A 16349-nucleotide genomic window follows, 5' to 3' on the forward strand; every position below is an offset into this window, starting at 1 on the left:
TTCATGTAGTACGGGAAGCGGGACGAGCAGCCGATGCCGGAGACGAAGACGATGTTCTCCTTCGCCAGGCCGAGTTCGGGCATGAAGCCCTGCACGGCGGCCAGGATCGCGTAGTCACCGCAGCCGGGGCACCAGCGCACCTCCTGGTCGGACTTGAAGTCCTTCATGGACTGCTTGGCCTCGGCCTTGGGGACGAGTGAGAGAAGCGCCTCCGCGCCGCCGCCCCCGCTTCCTTCCGTGGTCGTCGTGTCAGCCATCGATGGCCTCCTTGAGAGCCGTGGCGAGCTGCTCAGCCTTGAACGGCATTCCGTTGACCTGGTTGTAACTGTGGGCGTCCACCAGGTACGTGGCACGGATGAGGGTGGCGAGCTGGCCGAGGTTCATCTCGGGGATCACCACCTTGTCGTAACGCTTCAGGACCTCGCCCAGATTCCGCGGGAACGGGTTGAGGTGACGCAGATGCGCCTGCGCGATCGAGTCCCCCGCGCCGCGCAGTCGACGCACGGCCGCCGTGATCGGCCCGTACGTCGAACCCCAGCCGAGAACAAGGGTGCCGGCGGCGCCGGACGGGTCGTCGACCTCCACGTCCGGGACGGCGATGCCGTCGATCTTGGCCTGGCGGGTGCGGACCATGAAGTCGTGGTTGGCCGGGTCGTAGGAGATGTTGCCCGTGCCGTCCTGCTTCTCGATGCCGCCGATCCGGTGCTCCAGGCCCGGGGTGCCGGGGATGGCCCACGGCCGCGCGAGGGTCTGCGGATCGCGCTTGTACGGCCAGAAGACCTCGGTGCCGTCGTCCAGCGTGTGGTTGGGGCCCTGGGCGAACTGGGTGCGCAGGTCCGGGAGTTCGTCGATCTCGGGGATGCGCCAGGGCTCGCTGCCGTTGGCCAGGTAGCCGTCGGAGAGCAGCAGCACCGGGGTGCGGTACGTGACCGCGATACGGGCCGCTTCCATCGCCGCGTCGAAGCAGTCCGCCGGGGTGCACGGTGCGACGACCGGCACCGGGGCCTCGCCGTTGCGCCCGTACATCGCCTGCAACAGGTCGGCCTGCTCGGTCTTGGTCGGCAGACCGGTGGACGGGCCGCCGCGCTGGATGTCGACGACCAGCAGCGGCAGCTCCAGGGAGACGGCAAGGCCGATCGTCTCGGACTTCAGCGCCACACCGGGCCCGGAGGTGGTGGTGACGGCCAGCGACCCGCCGAACGCCGCGCCGAGCGCCGCGCCGATCCCGGCGATCTCGTCCTCCGCCTGGAAGGTCCGTACGCCGAAGTTCTTGTGCTTGGACAGCTCGTGCAGGATGTCCGAGGCCGGCGTGATCGGGTACGAGCCCAGGTACAGCGGCAGGTCCGCCTGCTTCGAGGCCGCGATCAGCCCGTACGACAGGGCCAGGTTCCCGGAGATGTTGCGGTAGGTGCCCGTCGGGAACGCGGTGGCCGCGGGCGCGACCTCGTAGGAGACCGCGAAGTCCTCGGTCGTCTCGCCGAAGTTCCAACCCGCGTGGAAAGCCGTCAAGTTGGCCTTCATGATCTCGGGCTTGCGGGCGAACTTCTGCTGGAGGAACTTCTCCGTGCCCTCGGTGGGCCGGTGGTACATCCAGGACAGGAGTCCGAGCGCGAACATGTTCTTGGAGCGCTCGGCCTCCTTGCGGGAGAGGTCGAACTCCTTGAGCGCCTCCACCGTCAGCGTCGTCAGCGGCACCGGGTGCACGTGGTAGCCGTCGAGCGAACCGTCCTCAAGGGGGGACGTCTCGTAGCCGACCTTCGCCATCGCCCGTTTGGTGAACTCGTCCGTGTTGACGATGACTTCGGCGCCGCGCGGCACGTCCCCGATGTTCGCCTTCAGCGCGGCCGGGTTCATCGCCACCAGCACGTTGGGCGCGTCGCCGGGCGTGAGGATGTCGTGGTCGGCGAAGTGGAGCTGGAAGGAGGAGACGCCGGGCAGCGTGCCGGCGGGGGCGCGGATCTCGGCCGGGAAGTTCGGCAGAGTGGAGAGGTCGTTGCCGAAGGACGCCGTCTCCGAGGTGAAGCGGTCGCCGGTGAGCTGCATCCCGTCACCGGAGTCGCCCGCGAACCGGATGATCACCCGGTCCAGGCGCCGCACGTCCTTGCTCGATCCACCCGCGGCTGTGCGCTGTTCTCCCACGACGACGCCGTCGGCCCCGTCTGCTCCGTCGGCCTGCTCGGCCGGGCTACTGACCTGGCTGGTCACTGAACTGGACCTCCCTCGAGGCGGCTGTTCGGGCAGGCCTGTACCGCCGGCCTTCCCACGGCCCACCCTACGTCTGTAAGGGTCGCCTTCCTCCGAGCATTCACATGATGGACGAGGAAATGAGATGATCTGTCGTCCTGGTTTGCCATGTTTTGCTCGCCCCCCTGGGCCTCTCCTTGAAGACGCTCCGTGCCGTCCTTCAGTTCTGGGCGGGCTCGGTTCCGCCTCGGTCCGGCCCACTGCATCTGACAGGGTGTCAGTTTTTCGGGAGTTCAGGTAGATCAGGAGTTCAGGTAGGTCAGGACCGCCAGGACGCGGCGGTGGTCCCCGTCGCTGGGGGAGAGCCCCAGCTTCAGGAAGATGTTGCTCACGTGCTTCTCCACCGCGCCGTCGCTGACCACGAGTTGACGCGCGATCGCCGAGTTCGTCCGGCCCTCCGCCATCAGGCCGAGGACCTCGCGCTCGCGCGGCGTGAGGTTCGCGAGGACGTCCTGCTTGCGGCTGCGGCCGAGGAGCTGGGCGACGACCTCCGGGTCGAGCGCCGTGCCGCCCTCGGCGACCCGCACCACCGCGTCCACGAACTCCCGCACCTCGGCGACCCTGTCCTTGAGCAGATAGCCGACGCCGTGGCTCGACCCCGCGAGCAGTTCGGTGGCGTACTGCTCCTCCACGTACTGCGAAAGGACGAGGACCCCGAGGCCGGGGAACCGGCCGCGCAGCTGCACCGCCGCGCGCACGCCCTCGTCGGTGTGCGTGGGCGGCATCCGTACGTCCGCGACGACCACGTCCGGGAGCTGATCCTGCGCCCCCAGGTCGGTGATCGTCTTGACCAGCGCGTCCCCGTCCCCGACGCCCGCGACGACCTCGTGCCCGCGGTCGGTCAGCAGCCGGGTCAGCCCCTCCCTGAGCAGCACTGAATCCTCGGCGATGACGACCCGCACCCTGTCCTCCATGTTTCTCGGCCCCCCAGCGCCCCCGCGTACGTGTTCACGGGGGTCGGTTCTGACAGGGCCAGCATTCCAGCATCACGTCCGGGGTGCGCCCGCGCGTAGGTAATCGTGGTGGATCCATCCGGTACGGGGCCGAACCCTGGCCGGACACCGTGTGTCTGGCCGGAACCCGACCCCGCGCGCACATGCGGGCGGGGCCGCCGTCTCCGGCCGCCCCGCCCTGTCCCGGGTCCGACTATGTCGTACGTCGGTGCTCGCTCACGCCCGTCGCCACGGCAGCTCCGCCGTCACCCGGGTCGGGCCCGCCGCGGGGGAGTCGACCACGAGGATGCCGTCGACCGCGTCCAGACGCTCGGCCAGGCCCGCGAGACCGCTGCCGGCGGAGGCGTCCGCGCCGCCGACCCCGTTGTCGTGCACCTGGAGCATCAGGCGGTCCCGGGTGCGCCACACATCGACGCTCGCCCGCGTCGCCCGGCTGTGCTTGCTGACGTTCTGGAGCAGCTCGGAGACGGTGAAGTACGCGATGCCCTCGATGGCGGGGGCCGGGCGCTCGGTGAGGTCGACCTCGACCGTCACCGGGACCGTGCAGCGGGAGGCGACGGAGGAGAGGGCGGCGTCGAGGCCGCGGTCGGTGAGGACCGCCGGGTGGATGCCGCGGGCCAGATCGCGCAGCTCCTGGAGGGCCGTCTTCACCTCGCCGTGCGCCTCGCCCACCATGCGCGCCGCCGACTCCGGGTCCTCGGCCAGCTTCTCCTTGGCGAGGCCGAGGTCCATGGCGAGGTTGACCAGGCGGGCCTGCGCGCCGTCGTGCAGGTCGCGCTCGATGCGGCGCAGGTCGGCGGCGGCCGTGTCGACCACGACGCCCCGGTCCGACTCCAGCTCCACCACACGCGAGTCCAGCCGCGACGGGCCGAGCAGCCCGGCGACCATCACCCGGTCCACCGTCGTCAGGGCCCGCAGCACCCACGGCGTCGCCAGCACGAAGAGCAGGCCGACCGCCGAGGTCAGGGCGATCTCGAAGGGGTTGTTCAGGTAGACGGAGTGCGACTCGTCGCCGTAGAGCTGAAGACCGGCCTGGCCCGCGTACATCGGGAAGACCCACTGCCACAGCGGATACGTGAACAGCGTCCAGCCCGTCGTCCAGAAGGCGATCGCCACCGAGAACGCGAACGTCGCCCACGGGAAGTGCAGCACCGTGTAGACGAGGTGCCGCCAGGAGGCGCCGCTCTTGAGCGTCGCGCCGATCCACGCCAGCGGACCGTTCTTGCGCGGGCGCAGCGGCTGCGGCGCGTCGACGTCGAGGCCGAGCAGCGTCCGCGCCCGCACCCGCTCCAGGGCGCCGAGGCCGCGCGCCCCGGCCAGGCCCGCCGCCAGCACCGGAACGCCGATGAAGGTGATGAGCAGGCCCGCGCCGAGCGACATCATCGTCACGGTCCACACGAACCCGACGACGGCGATCGGGAAGCTCAGCAGGAGGTAGCCGAACTCCCGCCAGGTGCGGCCCTCGACCGGGGCCCGCAGTCCGGCGGGCAGCCGGTTCAGACCGCGCTTGGGTCGCGGCTCGTCGTCGTACGAGTACTCGCTGCGGTATCCGTACTGCTGCGTGGCCATCGGCGTCGTCCGTTTCTGCTCAGGCTTGTCAAAGGGGGCTGCTTCTGGGCTCTGGTTCCAGCGTCCTCGCCGGCGGGCGTACGGGCCATGCGGCGGGTCGGCGTCTTCGACCGGGGGTTTTCCCCACCCCTGCTGCCCCTGTTACCGCTATGGCTGCTGGGGCGTGCGGTCGCGCCAGGGCAGCTCGGCGGTGACCGTCGTCCCCTCGCCCTCGGGGGAGTCGACGACGAACAGGCCGTCGACCGCGCCGAGCCGCTCCGCGAGACCGGCCATACCGGTGCCCTTGTCGAGGCTCGCGCCGCCCTGCCCGTCGTCCTTGACCTGGATCAGGAGCCGCTCGCCCGAGCGCCACACCTCGACCGACGCCGACCGCGCGCCGCTGTGCTTGCTGACGTTCTGGAGCAGCTCGGAGACCGTGAAGTACGCGATGCCCTCGATGGCCTCGGCGGGCCGTGCGGGCAGATCGGCCGTGACCTTCACCGGGACCGTGCAGCGGGAGGCGACGGAGGAGAGGGCGGCGTCGAGGCCGCGGTCGGTGAGGACCGCCGGGTGGATGCCGCGGGCCAGATCGCGCAGCTCCTGCAGCGCGAGCTTCACCTCGCCGTGCGCCTCGTCGACCATCGCCGCGACCGTGTCGTCGACCTGCCCCTCGAGGAGCTTCTCCTTGGCGAGGCCGAGGCCCATGGCCAGGTTGACCAGGCGGGCCTGCGCGCCGTCGTGCAGGTCGCGCTCGATGCGGCGCAGGTCGGCGGCGGCCGTGTCGACCACGACGCCCCGGTCCGACTCCAGCTCCTCGATCCGGCGCTCCAGCTCGTCGGACGGCGAGAGCAGGGCCCGCGCCATCGCCCGGTCCGCGTTGCTCAGCCCGCGCACCACGAACGGCAGCACCGGCCACAGCACGAAGAGGCCGACCAGCGTCACGACGAACGTGAGGATGCCCCAGGGCAGCCGCATCACCGCGTAGAGCATGGCCCGCCAGCCCACCGGGTCCTTCAGGGCGTTCCACAGCCGGCCGAAGAAACCGTCCCCGGGCCGCGTCGGCAACGGGCTCGGCTCGTCGATCCGCACCCCGAGCAGCGCCCGCGCCCGCCCCCGCTCGACCCGGCCGATCAGCCGCGCGCCCATCAGCGCGGCCGCGATCAACGGCAGGCCGACCACGGTCACGGTCAGGCCCGCGCCGAGGGCCAGCGCCGTCACGGCGTAGATGAAGCCGAGGAGGGCGAGCGGGAAGTTGGACAGGAGATACGCGATCTCCTTCCAGGTGTGGGCGTCGTAGGCGAGACGCGCCCGCGGCAGTACGGGCTGCGCGTCGGAGGCGTCGAGAGGCTCGGTCATATCGAAAGGGTGCCCTGCGCACGATGGGCGGCGCCATGAGGCGGACTGCCGGGGACGAACGGGGGATAACCCCACCCCGCAGAGGGCCGCGCCCGGGTGGTGGCCGGGAACCCGGGCGGTACCGGACTGCTTACCGTCTCTTTAACAGGCCCTAGACTCCCGTGCGTACAGATCGTCGAACACCACTCGGCGTACCTGACTTGTCGGAATGTTTCGGAACCTGCCGGAACTTGTCGGATACAACGAACACGCGAGGGGCGCTAGGACGTGACCGTCATCGCGGCGGACTACTTTCGGTCGTACTCGGTGGTCGGCCTGCTCGCCGTCGTCGGCGTGCTGTTCGTCGCCGTCGCCTTCGGCGCGGGGAAACTGCTGCGCCCGGTGGTCCCCACCCCCGAGAAACTCCTCACGTACGAGTGCGGCGTCGACCCCGTCGGCGAGGGCTGGGCCCACACGCAGGTCCGCTACTACGTGTACGCCTTCCTCTACGTGATCTTCGCGGTCGACTCGATCTTCCTCTTCCCGTGGGCCACGGTCTTCGCCGCGCCGGGATACGGCGCGACGACCCTCGTCGAGATGTTCGTCTTCCTCGGCTTCCTCACCGTGGGCCTGCTGTACGCATACAAGAAGGGCGTCCTGACGTGGGCGTGAGTGACGTGACCCCCGAGCCCGTGCCTGTGTCCGAGTCCGAGTCCGTGCCCGTTCTCCTCCCGGAGCCGAAGCGGCTCGGCGTGCTCTCGCGCCTGGCCCCCGAACCGATGAAGGTGGTCCTCAACTGGGGCCGCCGGTACTCGCTGTGGGTCTTCAACTTCGGCCTCGCCTGCTGCGCCATCGAGTTCATCGCGGCGTCGATGGCCCGCCACGACTTCATCCGGCTCGGCGTCATCCCGTTCGCCCCGGGTCCGCGCCAGGCCGACCTGATGGTCGTCTCGGGCACGGTCACGGACAAGATGGCCCCGGCCGTGAAGCGCCTGTACGAGCAGATGCCCGAGCCCAAGTACGTCATCTCGTTCGGCGCCTGCTCCAACTGCGGCGGCCCGTACTGGGACTCGTACTCGGTGACCAAGGGCGTCGACCAGATCATCCCCGTGGACGTGTACGTGCCCGGGTGCCCGCCCCGTCCCGAGGCGCTGCTCCAGGGCATCCTCAAGCTCCAGGAGAAGATCGCGCGCGAGTCGCTCGGCGACCGGTACGCCTCCGCCGACGCGGCGGCGGGACGGCCCTCGGCGGCGGCGCTGAGCAGCGGACTCGTGCAGCCGCCGAAGCCCGGGGGTGCGGCATGAGCTGGCTTCCTGCCCCCGTCGAGGAGGTGTTCGGCGACGCGGCCACGAGCGAGGAGGCGTACGACCTGCTGACGGTCGACGTCCCCGCCGCCGCGTGGACCACCGCCCTGGAGACGGCCCGTACGACGCTGGGCTGCACGTATTTCGACTGGCTGAGCGCGGTCGACGAACCCGGGACCGGCTTCCGCGTCTGCGCGCACGTCGCCGTCGTGGGCCCCGGCACCGTGCACCGGCTGCTGCTGCGCACGACGGTGCCGCACGAGGCACCGGTCCTCGCGTCGGCGGTCGGCGTGTACGCGGGCGCGGCCTGGCACGAGCGCGAGACCCACGAGATGTTCGGCGTGGACTTCACGGACCACCCCGGCCTCGACCCGCTCCTGCTGCCCGACGGCTTCGAAGGCCACCCGCTGCGCAAGGACTTCGTGCTCGCGGCGCGCGTCGCGAAGGCGTGGCCGGGCGCGAAGGAGCCGGGCGAGTCCGAGCACGGCGGACCCAAGCGGCGCCAGATGCTGCCGCCCGGCGTCCCCGACCCGAACGACTGGGGCCCCATGAAGGGCCAGCTCCCGCCCGCTCCGGCCCGGCCGGCGCGGGGGGCACGGGCTGCGGGTGCCGGTGCGGGCGCCGGTGCCGCGGGGCGGGCCGCGGGTGCGGGTGCTCCGGGGGAGCGGCCGGCTCGGCGCACGCGGTCGGTGAGCGAAGGCTCGGCGAGTCAGGCTGCGGCCGCGGCTCCCGCCGCGTCCCCTGCCGCTCCGGACGCGGCCCCCGCCGCGGAGCGACCGGCCCGTCCGGCGCGCCGCATGCGCAGCGTCTCGGAGGGCTCGGCGAGCCAGCAGGCGGCACCGCCCGCGCGGCCGGAGGCGGAGCAGCCGGTCCGGCCGGAGGCGGAGCAGCCCGCGCCGAAACCCCGGACCAGTGACGCACCTTGGCACCACGCCAAGCCCGCGTTCGACGAGAACGCGAAACCGGCGTCGGAGCCGGAGCCGGAGCGGGAGCCGAAGCAGGAGTCCGCGCCCGCGCCCGCCGAGTCCGATACCCCCGAAGACCCCGAGACGACCGACGGAGGCACGCAGTGAACGACGCGCTCGACGTCGCCCTGCGCCTCGTCCTCGTCTTCGTCGCCTTCCTGGTGCTGCCCCTGGTCGTGGGCCAGACCGAGCACAAGGTCATGGCCCATATGCAGGGCCGGCTCGGACCGATGTACGCGGGCGGTTTCCACGGCTGGGCCCAACTCGTCGCCGACGGCGTCAAGTTCGCGCAGAAGGAGGACGTGGTCCCGGCCGACGCCGACCGCCGCGTCTTCCAGCTCGCCCCGGCCGTCGCCCTCCTCCCGTACCTCCTCGTCCTCCTCGCGATCCCGGTCGGCCCCGGCGACGGCGCGGTCGGCGCGGTCGTCGACGCGGGCATCTTCTTCGTGCTCGCGGTGATGGGCGTCGGCGTGCTCGGCTCGCTGATGGCGGGCTGGGCGAGCGCCAACAAGTTCTCCCTCCTGGGCGGTCTGCGCACGGCGGCCCAGCTCCTCGCGTACGAACTCCCGATGCTGCTCGCCGCGGCGTCGGTCGCGATGGCCGCAGGCACGGTCTCGCTGCCCGGCATCCTCGACGCGTTCGAGTGGTGGTGGCTGCCCTGGCAGATCGTCGGCGCGATCGTGTTCTTCGTGGCCGGCCTCGCCGAGCTGCAACGCCCGCCCTTCGACATGCCCGTCGCCGACTCCGAGATCATCTTCGGCGCGTACACCGAGTACACGGGCCTGCGTTTCGCCCTGTTCCTGCTCGCCGAGTACGCGGGCATCGTGGTGCTCTGCGGTCTGACGACGGTCCTGTTCCTCGGCGGCTGGCACGGCCCCTGGGGCGCCGACGGCCTCGGCTGGGTCTGGACCCTACTCAAGACGGCCGTGCTGGCCTTCGTCGTGATCTGGCTGCGGGTGACGTACCCGCGCCTGCGCGAGGACCAGCTCCAGAAACTCGCCTGGACCACGCTCGTCCCCCTCGCCCTCGCGCAGATCGCGCTCACCGGAATCGTGAAGGTGGCGATCAACTAAATGCCCCCGATCCCTGGCTCCGGCCTCGCCAAGGGCCTCGCCGTCACGCTGCGCACGATGACGAAGAAGACCGTCACCGCGCAGTACCCGGACGTCCAGCCCGAACTCCCGCCCCGCACGCGCGGCGTGATCGGCCTGTTCGAGGAGAACTGCACGGTCTGCATGCTGTGCGCCCGCGAGTGCCCTGACTGGTGCATCTACATCGACTCCCACAAGGAGACGGTGCCGCCCGCCGCACCCGGCGGACGCGAGCGTTCCCGCAACGTCCTCGACCGCTTCGCCATCGACTTCTCCCTCTGCATGTACTGCGGTATCTGCATCGAGGTGTGCCCCTTCGACGCGCTGTTCTGGTCCCCGGAGTTCGAGTACGCCGAGACCGACATCCACGAACTCACCCACGAGCGCGACAAGCTCCGCGAGTGGATGTGGACGGTCCCGTCCCCGCCCGCCCTCGACCCCGCCGCCGAGGAGCCCAAGGAACTGGCCGCGGCCCGCAAGGCCGCCGACAAACTCGCGGCGGCCGCGGCCGCGGCGGCGGCCACCGCGGCGCCGGAGCCCGCCGGGAGCGCCCCGGACGCGAAGCCCGCCCCCGCCGAGGGCGCGGACGCGAAGCCCGCCCCCGCCGAGGGCGCGGACGTGAAGCCCGCTCCCGCCGAGGGCGCCGCGGACGTGAAGCCCGCGGAGGACGCCCCGGACGCGAAGCCCGCCACGAAGCCCGCCCCTGATCAGCCCGGAGAGGAGCCCACCGCATGACAGCCCTCGCCGTCCCCACCGCCCTCGCGGCACCGGCCGCCGAGAGCCACGGGTTCCTCTCCCCGACGGGCGTCGAGATCGCGTTCCTGCTCGTCGGTCTGGTCACCTTCGGCGCCGCGATCGTCACCGTCACCACGAAGCAGCTGGTGCACGCCGCCCTGTGGCTGGTCGTCGCCCTCGGTGGCCTCGCCGTCGAGTACCTCCTGCTCACGGCCGAGTTCATCGCCTGGGTGCAGGTCCTGATCTACGTCGGTTCCGTCGTGGTCCTCCTCCTGTTCGGACTGATGCTGACGCGGGCCCCCATCGGCCGCTCACCGGACGCCGACAGCCCCAACCGCTGGGCCGCCCTCACCGTGGCCGTCGCCTCCGCGGCGGCCCTGGTCTGGGTCGTCGTCGACGCCTTCCGCACGACCTGGATCGACCTCGACACCGCCGCCGGCGCGGCCCAGGGCAGCACGGCCGTGACCGGCTCGGTCCTCTTCCGGCACTGGGTCCTGCCCTTCGAGGCGCTCTCGGTCCTGCTGCTCGCGGCCCTGGTCGGCGCGATCGTCCTGTCCCGCAAGAAGAACGCCGAGCCGCAACCCGCGGGCTCCGCCGCGCAGGCCACCCGGGAGGGCAACCGCTGATGCACCTCGCCTATCCCGCCGTCCTGTCCTCCCTCCTGTTCTGCACGGGCCTGTACGGAGTCCTGGCCCGCCGCAACGCGATCCTGGTCCTGATGTCGGTCGAGCTGATGCTCAACGCCGTCAACCTCAACCTCGTCGCCTTCGACGTCTGGCTGCGCGACGCCCTGCACTCCGGCCAGGCCCTGACCCTGTTCACGATCGCCATCGCCGCCGCCGAGATCGGCATCGGCCTCGCGATCGTCCTGGCCGTGTACCGCAACCGCGGCACGTCGGACATCGACAAGCTCCGCGACTCCGCCGAACCCCACGACCCGGACGACGACCCGCACGACCCGTCCGACGCCACCGCCGCGGCCGGCACCCCGGCCGACGCGACGGACGAGAAGGCCGAGGCCACCGCGTGACCACCACGACCCTCGCCGTACTCGTCCCCCTCCTGCCGTTCCTCGGCGCCGTCGCGGGCCTGCTGCTCGGCCGCACCGCCCCCGGCTTCGTCCGCCCGCTGGCCGTCCTGCCGACGCTCGCCGCGCTGGCCCTGGCCGCGACGGTCGCCTTCCGGCAGGGCGGCGGCTCCGGCAACGGCACCGCGGCCCTCGACGCGCACACCGAGCTCACCCCGACCGGCTCCGTGCCGATCGAACTCGCCCTGCACATCGACGGCTTCGCCGCCCTCGTCGCCGTCCTGGTCGGCCTGGTCGCGACCTGCGTCCAGCTCTACTCGACGGGCTATCTGCGCGACGACCCGCGCTACCCCTCGTACGCCGCGCTCGTCTCGCTCTTCACCTCCGCGATGCTCCTGGTCGTCTACTCGGGCGACCTGATGGTCCTGCTCGTCGGCTGGGAAGTCATGGGCATCTGCTCGTACTTCCTCGTCGGCCACTACTGGGAGACCCCCGAGGCGCGGGCCGCCTCCCTCAAGGCCTTCCTCGTCACGAAGCTCGGCGACGTCCCCTTCCTCATCGGCCTGTTCGCGCTCGCCACGGACGCGGGTTCGTTCCGCATCACGACGATCCTGGGCAAGGTCACCAGCGAGGGCGGCCTCGACCACCCGACCCTGATCGCGCTCCTGCTCCTCGCCGGCGTGGCGGGCAAGTCGGCCCAGTTCCCGCTGCACACCTGGCTGCCCGACGCGATGGCGGGCCCCACGCCCGTCTCCGCGCTGATCCACGCCGCGACGATGGTCGCCGCCGGCGTCTACTTCGTCGCCCGCCTCCTCCCGGTCTTCGCCGCCTCGCAGGCAGCGCTGATCGTGCTCGCCGTCATGGCCGCGGTGACCATGGTGGGCTCGGGTCTCGCCGCGCTCGCCCAGGACGACATCAAGCGCGTCCTCGCGTACTCGACGGTCGGCCAGCTCGGCTACATGACCGGCGCCCTCGCCGTCGGCGACCGTGACGCCGCTGTCTTCCACCTCCTGTCCCACGGCGCTTTCAAAGCGCTGCTGTTCCTCGCGGCGGGCGCGATCATCCACGCCGCCGGCACCAACTCACTGGCCGCGATGTCGCGCATGGGCCATCTGCGCGCCCGCGTGCCCGACGCCTTCTGGACGATGACCGTGGCGCTGCTCGCGCTCGCCGCGATCCCGCCCTTCAGCGGCTTCTTCTCCAAGGAGGCCGTCCTCGGCGCCGCCGAGCACACCGCCACCGGCCATGAGACCGGCGCCCTGGCCGCCCCGGTCGCGTCCGGCTGGATCGTCCTGGTCGCGGGCCTGGTCACGGCCCTGCTCACCGCCGCCTACGCGACCCGGCTGTGGCTCCTCGCCTTCAACGGCCGCGGCGCCGAAGCCCCCGACCACGGCAAGCAGCCCGCCGTGATGAGCGTCGTCCTGTGGGTCCTCGCGATCCCCTCCCTCACCTTCGGTCTGATCACGGGCGTGCTGCCCGACTGGTTCGACGGCCGCTCGCTCACCCCGACGCTGACGACCTCCGTCCTCGGCACCGGCTTCGCGCTCGTCGGCGGCCTGGTCACGTACGCGGCCTGGCGGCACACCACCGCGATGGCCGCCCGCTCCGCCGTCCCGATCGGAGCGGTGGCGGTCGACACCGAGTCCGGCGACGGCGGCCTGGTCGAGGCCGAGGCCATCGCGACGCACACCCCCGCGTACGGCGACATCGCGAGCGCCCCCGACCCGGCCGACCCGGGCCGGCTGCTGCTCGGCCCGCTGCACCGGCACGCGGCCGTCGGCTTCCACCTCGACGCCGTCTACGCGGCGCTCTTCGTCCGCCCCGTCCAGGCCGCGGCCGCCCTGGTCCGCTTCCTGGACCGCGCGGTCGTCGACACCTACGTACGCGCGGCGGCCGAGACCCCCAAGGCTCTGGGCTGGGCCGTGCGCCGCGCCCAGACCGGAAACGTGCAGACCTACCTCAGCGCACTGCTCGCAGGCACCGTCGTCCTGGTGGTCGCCGTCGTCCTCGTCGCCACCGCCGGAGCGTGAGCAGCCGTGATCGATATCAGCGAATCCGTGATGCAGTTCCTTCTCGCATTGATCGTCGTCGGCCCGCTCATCGGCGCGGTCCTCGCTCTCCTCCCGGCCCCGCCCGGGCTGAAGGGGAAGTCTCCGGACCAGGCCGTGCTCCGCCACGGCGTGACCGTGACCGGCGTGATCCTCATCGCCTCGATCGTCCTCGCGCTCGGCTTCGACCACGACCATCCGTCGAGGATGCAGGCCACGACGGACATCAGCTGGATCCCGGCGCTGGACGTGCGTATCCACCTGGGCATCGACGGCATCTCCCTCCCCCTCCTGGTGCTCACCGCGCTCCTGACGTTCCTGTGCGCGCTGTACTCCTCCTTCAAAATGCCGGCGGGCCCCTCGCCCAAGGCATTCGTCGCCCTGATCCTGGTCCTGGAATCGGGCACGCTCGCGACCTTCGCCGTCCTGGACCTCCTCCTTTTCTTCCTCGCGTTCGAGATGGTCCTCATCCCGATGTACTTCCTCATCGCCCGCTGGGGCGGTGCCGAACGGGCCGCGGCGGCCTGGAAGTTCATCCTCTTCACCCTGCTCGGCTCGGTCGTGATGCTGCTCGGCATCCTCCTTATCGGTGTTAAGTCGGGCACGTTCGACATGATGGCACTCGCCACTGACAACGGCCGGAACCTGACCGCATCGGTGCAGGTCATCGCGGTTCTGGCGATCGGGATCGGGCTCGCCGTGAAGACCCCGATGTGGCCGTTCCACAGCTGGCTGCCGGACGCGCACACCGCCGCCCCGACCGTCGGCTCGGTCCTGCTCGCGGGCGTCCTGCTGAAGATGGGTACGTACGGATTCGTCCGGATCCTGCTCCCCATCACCCCCGACGGGATGCGGACCTTCGCGCCGTACCTCGCCGCGTTCGCCGTCGTCGGGATCATCTACGGATCCCTGGCCTGCCTGAACCTCGCGAAGCAGGGCGCGAAGGGCGATCTCAAGCGCCTCATCGCGTACTCCTCCGTCGGTCACATGGGCTTCGTCCTGCTCGGCATCGCGACCATGAGCCCGACCGGCGTGAACGGCGCGCTGTTCGCCAACATCGCGCACGGCCTCATCACCGGCCTCCTCTTCTTCCTCGTCGGCGCGCTCAAGGACCGGGCCGGCACCAGCGACCTCGACACCCTCGCCGAGCAGGGCGGCATGGCCCTGTACGGCAAGGCCCCGCGCCTCGGCGGCCTCATGGCCTTCGGCGCCGTCGCCTCGCTCGGCCTGCCGGGCCTGGCCGGGTTCTGGGGCGAGATGCTCGCCCTGTTCGGCGCGTTCAGGCCCGCGGACGACCTCAGCCGCCCGGCGTTCCTCGTGTTCATGGCGATCGCGGCCTTCGGCACGCTGCTCACCGCCGCCTACATGCTCATCGTGGTCCGCCGCGTCTGCATGGGCCCCCGGCCGACGGAGACGGCCCCGCCCGTCCTCGACGTCCAGGGTTACGAGTTCGCCGCCTGGACCCCGCTCGTCGCCCTCACCGTCCTCGCGGGCCTGTGGCCCGCCGCGCTGCTCGGCCTCACGAACCCGGCCGTGCAGAAGCTCCTCGCAGGAGGCCTCCAGTGACCGCCGTCGCCGCGCCCTCCGTGGCGTCCCTCGTCCAGTCCGTCGACTGGGTCGCGATCGCGCCGCCCACCATCGCGGCGGTCGTCGCCCTCGTCGTGCTGGTCGCCGACCTGTTCGTGGGGGAGCGGCGCAAGCCCGTCCTCGGCTGGATCTCCGTCGCGGGCCTCGCCGCCGCCGCGCTCACTCTGATCCCGCTGATCGGTGACGAACGCTCCACGTTCTGCCTCCAGGACGCGCCCTACGACGCCTGTAGTTACACCGCGGACCGCTTCACGCTCGTCATCCAGTTCCTGGTCCTCGCGGGCGCCCTGCTCACCGCGCTGCTCTCGATCAGCACCTTGAAGGACGCGAAGAACGCGAACAGGCCGCTCCCCGAAGGGGAGTTCTGGTTCCTTCTGCTGTCGTCGGCCGCGGGCGCCGCCCTGCTGCCCGCCTCCCGCGACCTGGCCACCCTCGTCGTCGCCCTGGAAGTCGCCTCGCTGCCCGCCTTCGCACTCGTAGGCCTCAAGCACGGCGACAAGCGCTCCTCCGACGCGGCCCTGAAGTTCTTCCTGTCCTCCGTCACCGCGACCGCCGTCACCCTGCTCGGCGTGAGCTTCGTGTACGCGACCACGGGCACCCTGCACCTCACCCAGGTCGCCACCGAACTCACCCACGTGGACGGCCAGTTCCACACCCTCGCCCAGGCGGGCGTGGCCCTCACCCTCGTCGGGTTCGCCTTCAAGACGGCCGCCGTACCGTTCCACTTCTGGGTGCCCGACACCTACGTAGGCGCGCCGCTTCCGATCGCCGCCTACTTGTCGGTCATCGGCAAGGCCGTCGGCTTCACCGGCCTCATCCTCGTCACGGTCGTCGCGTTCCCCTCGTACGCCGCCGTCTGGGGCCCGGCGCTCGCCGCCCTCGCCGCGCTGACCATGACCATCGGCAACGTCGGCGCCCTGCGCCAGCAGGCCACGCGCGCGTACAGCGCCGTCCGCCTGCTCGCCTGGTCCTCCGTCGGCCAGGCCGGCTACCTCCTGGTGCCGATCGCCTCGGCCGCGTACTCCGACGACCCACAGAAGTCGATCGGCTCCACGCTCGCGTACGCCCTCATGTACGCCGCCGTGAACCTCGGCGCCTTCGCGGTGGCCGCCCTCGTCGCCCGTACGAAGCCGCTGAACCGCCTCAGTGACTACCGCGGCCTGTACGCCTCGCGTCCGCTCGCCGCGCTCATCCTGGGCTTCTTCCTGCTCTGCCTCGCGGGCCTGCCGCCCGGCATCATCGGCCTCTTCGCGAAGGTCACCGTCTTCTCGGCGGCCGTCGACGCGGGGCTCGGCTGGCTCGCCGTCGTCATGGCCGTGAACGTCGTGATCGCGCTCTTCTACTACCTCCAGTGGACCGCGACGCTCTTCCGCGCTCCTGAAGGCGAGCCGTCCGCGTACCGCGCATCCATGCCGCTCACCGCCGCGATCGCCGTCACGGCCGTCATCGGAGTGGCCCTGTCAGGAGCGCCGCAGCTGGTCCTGCGTTTTGCCTCGACGGGCCTCTTCTAGG

At 71.4% G+C, this 16349-nt stretch carries 14 protein-coding genes and 1 pseudogene; 10 read left to right on the forward strand and 5 right to left on the reverse strand.

Annotated features, from left to right (window positions below):
• From AB0L37_RS34505 to AB0L37_RS34525, 5 genes and pseudogenes are all read right to left on the reverse strand, one after another.
• Positions 1–257 (reverse strand): annotated as a pseudogene (locus AB0L37_RS34505) (2-oxoacid:ferredoxin oxidoreductase subunit beta); the annotation flags it as partial.
• On the reverse strand, positions 250–2205 hold the full coding sequence (locus tag AB0L37_RS34510) for a 2-oxoacid:acceptor oxidoreductase subunit alpha (protein ID WP_365514724.1): 1956 nt from the start codon (positions 2203–2205) through the stop codon (positions 250–252). The pseudogene AB0L37_RS34505 and the gene AB0L37_RS34510, both read right to left, overlap by 8 nt.
• 281 nt (positions 2206–2486) lie before the next feature.
• Positions 2487–3158 carry a response regulator transcription factor gene (locus tag AB0L37_RS34515; protein WP_338697398.1) on the reverse strand — a complete coding sequence of 224 codons (672 nt, stop codon included), beginning with the start codon at positions 3156–3158 and terminating at the stop codon, positions 2487–2489.
• A gap of 255 nt (positions 3159–3413) precedes the next feature.
• Entirely contained in the window at positions 3414–4766 is a 1353-nt protein-coding gene (locus AB0L37_RS34520) for a sensor domain-containing protein (RefSeq protein ID WP_365514728.1), read from the reverse strand.
• 147 nt (positions 4767–4913) lie between these two features.
• Positions 4914–6101 (reverse strand): sensor domain-containing protein, encoded by a 1188-nt coding sequence (locus AB0L37_RS34525; protein ID WP_365514731.1) that lies wholly within the window; start codon positions 6099–6101, stop codon positions 4914–4916.
• Positions 6102–6368: 267 nt separating this feature from the next.
• On the opposite strand from AB0L37_RS34525, the gene AB0L37_RS34530 reads away from it, so the two are divergent.
• The 10 genes from AB0L37_RS34530 to AB0L37_RS34575 are packed head-to-tail and all read left to right on the forward strand — an operon-like array spanning position 6369 to position 16348.
• Positions 6369–6752 (forward strand): NADH-quinone oxidoreductase subunit A, encoded by a 384-nt coding sequence (locus AB0L37_RS34530; protein ID WP_365514734.1) that lies wholly within the window; start codon positions 6369–6371, stop codon positions 6750–6752.
• Entirely contained in the window at positions 6749–7384 is a 636-nt protein-coding gene (locus AB0L37_RS34535; protein WP_365514737.1) for an NADH-quinone oxidoreductase subunit B family protein, read from the forward strand. The genes AB0L37_RS34530 and AB0L37_RS34535 overlap by 4 nt, the downstream gene beginning before the upstream one ends.
• Entirely contained in the window at positions 7381–8457 is a 1077-nt protein-coding gene (locus AB0L37_RS34540) for an NADH-quinone oxidoreductase subunit C (protein ID WP_365514740.1), read from the forward strand. The genes AB0L37_RS34535 and AB0L37_RS34540 overlap by 4 nt, the downstream gene beginning before the upstream one ends.
• The gene (locus tag AB0L37_RS34545; RefSeq protein ID WP_365514743.1) at positions 8454–9422 is read left to right on the forward strand and encodes a complex I subunit 1 family protein; all 969 of its coding nucleotides are present in this window, start codon (positions 8454–8456) and stop codon (positions 9420–9422) included. The genes AB0L37_RS34540 and AB0L37_RS34545 overlap by 4 nt, the downstream gene beginning before the upstream one ends.
• Positions 9423–10175, forward strand: coding sequence for a 4Fe-4S binding protein (locus AB0L37_RS34550; protein ID WP_365514745.1), 753 nt, complete (start codon positions 9423–9425; stop codon positions 10173–10175). It abuts the gene before it with no gap.
• On the forward strand, positions 10172–10801 hold the full coding sequence (locus AB0L37_RS34555) for an NADH-quinone oxidoreductase subunit J (protein WP_365514748.1): 630 nt from the start codon (positions 10172–10174) through the stop codon (positions 10799–10801). Before AB0L37_RS34550 ends, AB0L37_RS34555 begins: the two co-directional genes overlap by 4 nt.
• Positions 10801–11205 carry an NADH-quinone oxidoreductase subunit NuoK gene (nuoK, locus tag AB0L37_RS34560; RefSeq protein ID WP_365514750.1) on the forward strand — a complete coding sequence of 135 codons (405 nt, stop codon included), beginning with the start codon at positions 10801–10803 and terminating at the stop codon, positions 11203–11205. Before AB0L37_RS34555 ends, nuoK begins: the two co-directional genes overlap by 1 nt.
• Complete coding sequence (locus tag AB0L37_RS34565) at positions 11202–13232, forward strand: NADH-quinone oxidoreductase subunit L (RefSeq protein ID WP_365514753.1); 2031 nt, start codon at positions 11202–11204, stop codon at positions 13230–13232. Before nuoK ends, AB0L37_RS34565 begins: the two co-directional genes overlap by 4 nt.
• A 6-nt stretch (positions 13233–13238) precedes the next feature.
• Positions 13239–14816 carry an NADH-quinone oxidoreductase subunit M gene (locus tag AB0L37_RS34570; protein ID WP_365514756.1) on the forward strand — a complete coding sequence of 526 codons (1578 nt, stop codon included), beginning with the start codon at positions 13239–13241 and terminating at the stop codon, positions 14814–14816.
• A complete protein-coding gene (locus tag AB0L37_RS34575; RefSeq protein ID WP_365514759.1) occupies positions 14813–16348 on the forward strand; it encodes an NADH-quinone oxidoreductase subunit N in 1536 nt (511 codons plus the stop codon). Before AB0L37_RS34570 ends, AB0L37_RS34575 begins: the two co-directional genes overlap by 4 nt.
• Position 16349 lies beyond the last annotated feature (1 nt).

The organism is Streptomyces sp. NPDC052225 (genome assembly GCF_040679615.1).
Taxonomy (GTDB): domain Bacteria; phylum Actinomycetota; class Actinomycetes; order Streptomycetales; family Streptomycetaceae; genus Streptomyces.